3 protein-coding genes and 2 pseudogenes are annotated in these 6,636 nt (G+C 57.3%); 2 read left to right on the top strand and 3 right to left on the bottom strand.

Going from position 1 to position 6,636, the window contains the following annotated elements; all coding sequences use genetic code 11:
* Positions 1-699: 699 nt before the first annotated feature.
* The 3 genes and pseudogenes from EH31_RS18195 to EH31_RS11195 form a co-directional block, all read right to left on the bottom strand.
* A pseudogene (locus tag EH31_RS18195) lies at positions 700-1,051 on the bottom strand (integrase core domain-containing protein); the annotation flags it as partial.
* A pseudogene (locus EH31_RS18190) lies at positions 1,036-1,294 on the bottom strand (IS3 family transposase); the annotation flags it as partial. The pseudogenes EH31_RS18190 and EH31_RS18195, both read right to left, overlap by 16 nt.
* A gap of 185 nt (positions 1,295-1,479) precedes the next feature.
* Positions 1,480-4,047 (bottom strand): glycoside hydrolase family 3 protein, encoded by a 2,568-nt coding sequence (locus tag EH31_RS11195; protein ID WP_034960439.1) that lies wholly within the window; start codon positions 4,045-4,047, stop codon positions 1,480-1,482.
* 162 nt (positions 4,048-4,209) lie between these two features.
* Between EH31_RS11195 and EH31_RS11190 the strand changes: the two genes are divergently transcribed.
* Together EH31_RS11190 and EH31_RS11185 are read left to right on the top strand one after the other, a co-directional pair.
* A complete protein-coding gene (locus tag EH31_RS11190) occupies positions 4,210-5,238 on the top strand; it encodes an SMP-30/gluconolactonase/LRE family protein (protein WP_206742028.1) in 1,029 nt (342 codons plus the stop codon).
* A 46-nt stretch (positions 5,239-5,284) separates the two neighbouring features.
* On the top strand, positions 5,285-6,631 hold the full coding sequence (locus tag EH31_RS11185; RefSeq protein WP_034960506.1) for an MFS transporter: 1,347 nt from the start codon (positions 5,285-5,287) through the stop codon (positions 6,629-6,631).
* Positions 6,632-6,636 lie beyond the last annotated feature (5 nt).

Below are 6,636 nucleotides of genomic sequence, written 5' to 3'. Positions count from 1 at the left end.
CCTTCGAGAGCTTCCTCAACCTCGCCGCAGCGCGCCTATGGCTGAAGGCTTTTGTCAACACGGCTTAGTGTAAACCCAGCTTCCCTGCCGAGTCGCAGGGGTTGTACGTAGGGCTTGCCAAAGAAGTTTGGCACATTGTCTTGGGCTTGAATAATTGAGATGGGCAGCCCATCCAAAAATCCTGTGTTAAGAGATGCAAGCCCTACATGAAGACTACGTGGTGCGTAGCGTGCCAATAGCCCTTCAGGAAATGAGTTTCGATGTGAAGGAACGGAGCGCGATGCCAGGTTGCGTTCCTCGTTTGAGGTCACGGATTTCGCCAAGTGGTGAGTAGGGTCCTTTCTTTAGGACAGAGTACGGACAGTCGAGGCGGAGCAGGCTCATCGAGGAGCAGATCATTAATATTGCGAAGGAGCAGAGGAAGCTGGCATGCTCAGGTAGATGTGCGCTTCCCTCATGGGATCAGCTCTGCGACCTTCTACAAGTGAAAATCGAAGTATGGCTGGCTGGAGGTGTCGGATGCCAGACGTTTGCTTCAGCTGGTGCAGGCGAACGAACGTCTGAAGAAGGTTTGGTCAGCCGCGAGGCTCGACGAAGCTAAACCCCGCGCAAATCAGCGCAAGAAAGTTCTGGCTCTCAGCCACAGTGATGTGCCCCCCGCTTTCCCCAACTGGGATTAGAGCCGTGCCATTGCTTATCCAGTTTGGCGGCGACCGCCGCCGGTGTCTCATAATCGAGAGAGGAGAGCGATCTCTTCCGGTTGTAGACCTCGATCCAGGCATGCGTCATGCTCATGAAAAGCGCCTCGTCGAGCAATTCGTCCCGCATCCGGCCGTTGAAGCTCTCCGACATGGCCGTTCTGCATCGGCCTTCCTGGCGAGATGTCATGCCATTGCACGCCGATCTCACCACACCATGCCAGTGTGGCGTTGCTGGTGAGCTCAGTTCCTTTGTCGCTAACAATCGTGCCGGGCTTGCCATGCTGCGGGATCTGCCCGGTCAACTCCCGTACAACATACTGCCCCTAAATGGAGGTATCGGGCACGCCCGCCGTTCGCTAATCCCGTGGCACGCATGGAGATGAGCAACCGCTTCCCGCTTCGCGGCAGGTGTCACCACTTTTTGACAGAAGATCTTTCAGTGCAGCCTTGTCCAGCGTCGCATCGGCCAGCAATCGCTTCAGCTTCCGTTCTCGCTCTCCAGCTCCCGCAAACTCCGGGCCTCCAATACCTCCAGCCTCGGCTTCCTTCAGTACGCCAATGATCTGCTCTTTTGTAAACCTCGTTCTCTTTATCGCGTCTGTCCTTCCTTCAAGGCCAGCCTCTAATCGCTGTTGGACGAAAAACAGGGAGTCACGTCAGGAGCGAACAATTGGTCGCTCCTCTTTTTGATTCTCAACAACGTGTTTTAGTTGCCGTGGGCTGGGACTCGCATCTTACGCAAGCCTAGAACCACAATCATTGGTTTCACCTCGCCTCGTTAGGCGCCGCAGGTTTTCGAGGCGTCAATGTCAGGCGCAATGCGGATGTCGGAAATGCCGATGCTTGCGGGCGCCGAAGACGCCAGCAGCAGTCCCGTGCTAAACGCGCCAAGGTTCGCGCCGCGCTCCTTAAAACAGGCAAGGCTAAGGCGGACTTCTTGCCACTCACCGTTTGTGACCGGCACGCTCAAGCCGCCCCCGCATTCCGCCAATGTCTCACAGCCCAGTGCTACGCTGAGCGTCGTCGATGCATCGCCGGTTTTGCGCACGAAAAACGCCAGTTCCATGTCGCCATTGCTTTGGCGGGTGAAATCGACAGGCGCATGACTGGCGATCCGCACAAGCGGGCTCGTTTCGCGCCACTCGATTTGTAGCGAGTCCTCTTGTGCAAGCCGATCATAGCCAGAGAACACGAGCGCCCCTCCGTCCCAACTGCTTGAATTAAGGCGCGTCTGCGTGCCTCCCACAATGCCATAGAGGGACCACGGATTGGGGGTTTGCCCACCTGCGAATAGGACGTCGCCTGAGGAACTTGCGTTTGGATCGATGCCAGAAACTTCGGAAAGCTCAGCGACCTGCGCGGTGGTCGCGTATGAAAGGCCATAGCCAAACGCGAAGAGCGGATCGTACCCCTCATCGCCCACATTAAGCGTGGCTTGGTCGGCGGTGCGCGGCCATGAGAAAGACAGCTTTCCGGTGAAGTCGAAGCCGGGCTCACGTTGGAAGAGCAGATCGCTCACCCCGCCACCTTCGCTTCCCGGAAGGAAGGCGGCGACAAAGGCGTCCGAGGCGTTGATCTCCGGGTTCACCCACATCGGACGACCGGACAAGAACACTGAGACGACAGGCATGCCTTGCTCGCGATATTTGGACAGCATCGCTGTATCAAAAGCGCCATCGGACCAATCGAGGTGAGGGCGGTCGCCTTGGAATTCGGCGTAGCTTTCCTCGCCATAGACCGCGATCACCACATCTGCGTCATGACTGCCGCTTGCGTCTTCGTCGAAAATAACGGTGCCGCCAGACGCCTGAACCGCCTCGCGGATGGCATCGAGGATCGACTGTCCACCGGGAAATTCATCATTGCTGTGTGAGCCGCCCTGCCATGAGAGCGTCCACCCACCCGATGCCTTGGCTATGCTATCCGCGCCGTCGCCTACGACCAGAACCGTCTGATTGGCAGCAAGAGGCAGGGTCTGGTTGTTGTTTTTGAGGAGCACCAGAGACTTGCGAACCGCCTCACGCGCGATTGCCTTGTGCTCGGCGGTTGCCAAAAGACTCGTATCACCAGCACCTGCCCGCGTGCTTGGCGCGCCGCGATTGAAGAGGTCATAGTGCAGTTTGACCCGCAAAATGCGCCGAACGGCATCGTCCAATCGCTCCATCGAAATACGACCAGAGCGTGCATGGGCGAGTTGGGTTTCGTAAAGCCCGCGCCAGCTATCGGGCGCCATAAACATGTCGATCCCGGCGTTGAATGCCTCAGGGCAATCGGTGTTGCTGCACCCTGGAATTTGCCCATGCGCGTTCCAATCGCTGACGACGAAGCCGTTGAAATTCATACGACCTTTAAGGACATCGGTGATAAGCGCGCGATTGCCTGTCATCTTGATATCCTGCCAGCTGGAGAAGGAAACCATGACGGTCTGCACCTGCGCTTCGAGCGCGGGCAGATAGCCTAATGCGTGAATATCGCGCAGCTCTTCTTCTGTGATGCTGGCATCGCCTTGGTCGCGCCCGCCATCGGTTGCGCCGTCACCCACATAGTGTTTGGCGGCGGATAGGACGCGGCCTGATGCTAGGAAATCATCGCTGCCAAACGCACCTTGCAAGCCTTCGACGATGCGGTCGGAATAGGAGACGACAATGCCGGGCTCTTCGGAGAACCCCTCATATCCGCGGCCCCAACGGTCATCGCGTGGTACGGCTAGCGTAGGGGCAAAGGTCCAGTCGTGGCCTGAGACGACAAGCTCCTTGGCCGTTACCTGCATGATGCGTTCAATCAAATCGGGATCGCGCGCCGCGCCCAGCCCGACATTGTGCGGGAAAACGGTCGCGCCCAAAAGGTTGGTGTGCCCATGGACGGCATCAATGCCCCAGATGATAGGAATAGCGACTTCGACCCCGTCGGTGTCGGTGGATGCCTCCCAATATTGGTCCGCGACGTTGAGCCAGGTTTGCGCATCGGCGTAAGGCAGCGGGCCGGGGGCCGAATTGCCGCCGCTGAGCACGGAGCCAAGGCGGTATTGTTTGACCTCTTCGGGCGTAACCGAAGCGCTGTCTGCCTGAATGGTCTGTCCGACTTTCTGCTCAAGCGTCATCTTCGCCATGATCGCATCGATCTGTGCTTCGATTGCGGGATTGAGCGGTGTTGCGCCGAGCTCGGGCCAGATTTCCGGCCTGATCTGCGCTTGGCGAACCTGCTCGTACTGACCGGTTTCAGTGGATTCAGCAGGCTGTCCAACAGATGCAGACACAACGTTGGTTGTGGCAGAGCTTAGCGTGCATGCGGCAAGAGCCGGCAGCAAGGTAATCAAGGCAGTTCGCCCCAAAAAGCGAGCGCTCATAATTTAATCCTCTCATCTCGCGCGCCTTTTTGTTCCGATCGGAAGGCGCTTTGCGAATCCATCTTGTCCTATAAACGAGCGATTTTTGACAAGGTTGTCAATATTGGATTATCAGGCGCTTGAGGGAGATGAGTCGCAGTGATGTTGTCGCGCCGAAATCTAATGTCAGTTTCAGCCATAGCAGGTTTGACGGCTTGCGCGCCTCGTTCTTTAACAGCCGCCGAGGCGTCCAGCGCAGATATTGGGTTCGAGGTGTTCGATCTTGCATTCGAGACCATCATCGACATCGCATCGCCTGCTCGATTGCTTTCAACCGGACATTGGTGGTCTGAAGGGCCTGCATGGGATGCGGAAAGGCAAACGCTCTATTTCACAGACGTGCCCCGCAACCGTGCTTATTCGTGGTCCAAGGCAGAAGGTGAGGCCGTGTTCCTATCCCCCTCAGGTGTTGAGCCTGACCTTGCTGAGGGCATGCGAGAGGCGGGCGCCAATGGTCTGCTTGTCGCGCGCCATGGTGAACTCCTGATCTGCAATCATGGCAAGCGCGCCGTTGAAGCGCGTGATTTTGCCAGTGGTGAACGGCGCGTGCTGACCTCAGAATTTCAGGGTAAGCGCTTCAACAGTCCCAATGATCTGATCGAGGCCGCTGACGGCACGATCTATTTCACCGATCCCCCCTATGGGCTGGAAGGGCTCAATGCATCTCCTGCCAAAGAGATGAGCGTCAACGGCGTATATCGCCTTGGCGTTGACGCGAGCGTGACGAGGCTTGTGGACGATATGACCTTTCCCAATGGGATAGCGTTGTCGCCGGATGGGAGGTGGCTTTATGTCAGTCAATCTGATCCTGCGGCCCCAATGATCCGACGTTTCAAGCTGGGCGAGGATGGCTCGCTGGTAGCCAGAAAGACAGTTGGGGAAGACGTAACTTGGTTCGACGCAAAACCCTATATGCACGAAGTGGGCGGGCTTCCCGATGGCATGGCTGTGACGCGCGGCGGCTATGTGATGCTGGCGGGGCCTGGAGGCGTTTTGGTCATCACTCCGGATGGTGCATGTCTTGGCCGCATCTTCACCGGCCGGGCGAGCGCAAACTGCGCCTTTGGCGAGGATGGCAGGACGCTTTTCATCACGGCTGGCGACCGCTTAGTTGCCGTGCGCACCAAGGTTCAAGGACTGGGACGGTTCTGATTTGGCCAACGCCGCGCCTTTCCAAGATTCACAGGGAGCTCCGGTGATGGCGGGTAAAAAGGCTCGTCTGCTCGCAGGTTATGGGCTAGGTGATTTTGGGCTCAATATCTATTGGCACAGCCTCTCGTTGATCCTTGTCTTCTGGTATGCTGAGGTCGTTGGGCTCGACCCCAAACTTGCCGGGTGGATCTATGCGCTTGGCCTTTTGTGGGATGCGGTGTCTGACCCGCTTGTCGCCAGTATCGCAGCCACCAATCGCAGCAAGCACGGCGTCTATCGCCCCTTCATCCTGTTCGGCAGTTTCGGCCTTGGAGCCTCGTTTTGCCTGTTATTCTGGCATCCACCGCTGGAAGGGTGGTTCCTTTTCGCCGCGCTTTTGGCGGCTGCGATGATTTTCCGCACCGCGTACACCATCGTGGCAGTGCCCTATTCAGCGCTTTCGGCAAGGCTCACTTTCAGTTCGGTCGAGCGCGCAGAGCTTTCGGGTGTGCGTATGTTCTTTGCTTTTTGCGGAATGCTGTGCGTCACCGCGTTCTTCTTCCCCTTCAGTCGTTGGGTCGAAGCGCAGGGGAGCACTCAGGATACAGGTTTCCTTCTGGTCGCGGCTTTGGGCGCCTTTATCGCGACGCTTGCATTGGTGACATGCTTTGCCTTCACCCGCGAGAAGCCACCGCTCGGCGGTCAGGCTATTGAAGGCGGCTGGAGCCTCAAATCCTTCAAGGAGGCCTTCGTCCGCAACTCTGCGCTTCGTTTATTGCTGGTGGTTCTATTCTTCAATTCCGCAGCCGGGGCGAGCGTCGCGATCGTCATGGCATTTTACATCGAGGCGAATTCGAGCATTTTCGCAAACAAGGAAGTCATCATGTCCTCCTATGCGGTGGCGACGATTCTGGGGACTCCGGTCTGGACAGTTCTTGCGCGTTGGCTTGGCAAGAAGAAATGCTGGTATCTTGGCACGGTCTTGACCGTTGCCGCAGGGTTTTGGTTGCTCATGTCGGGACCCTTTGTGATCGCCGGAGTCCCGGTACAGCTCATTGTTTACGGGTTTGCGCTCCCTTCTTTTGCCATCATAATTTGGGTGTTGATCCCCGATACGGTCGAGTACGGCCAGTTCGGTTACGGCAAACGCGATGAAGGCGCGGTTTTCGGCTCCAGCCTGTTCATTCAAAAAGCATCGGGCGGCCTGACTGGTCTTGCGGTAGGATACCTGTTGTCGGGCATCGGATATAATCCCGAACGTGATATCCAGACCGCTCAAACCGCTGCGGTGCTTGGCGATTTCATTGCAATTGCCCCGGCGCTTTTGCTTGTCACGGCTTCAATTACGCTCTTCCTTATGCCACTTAGTCGCGACCTGCATGCGCGCATCGTCGATGAGCTGTCGCAGGGGTGAGGGGT

This window comes from Erythrobacter longus, assembly GCF_000715015.1.
Taxonomy (GTDB): Bacteria; Pseudomonadota; Alphaproteobacteria; order Sphingomonadales; family Sphingomonadaceae; genus Erythrobacter; species Erythrobacter longus.
This window is presented reverse-complemented; position numbering and strand designations above follow the sequence as displayed.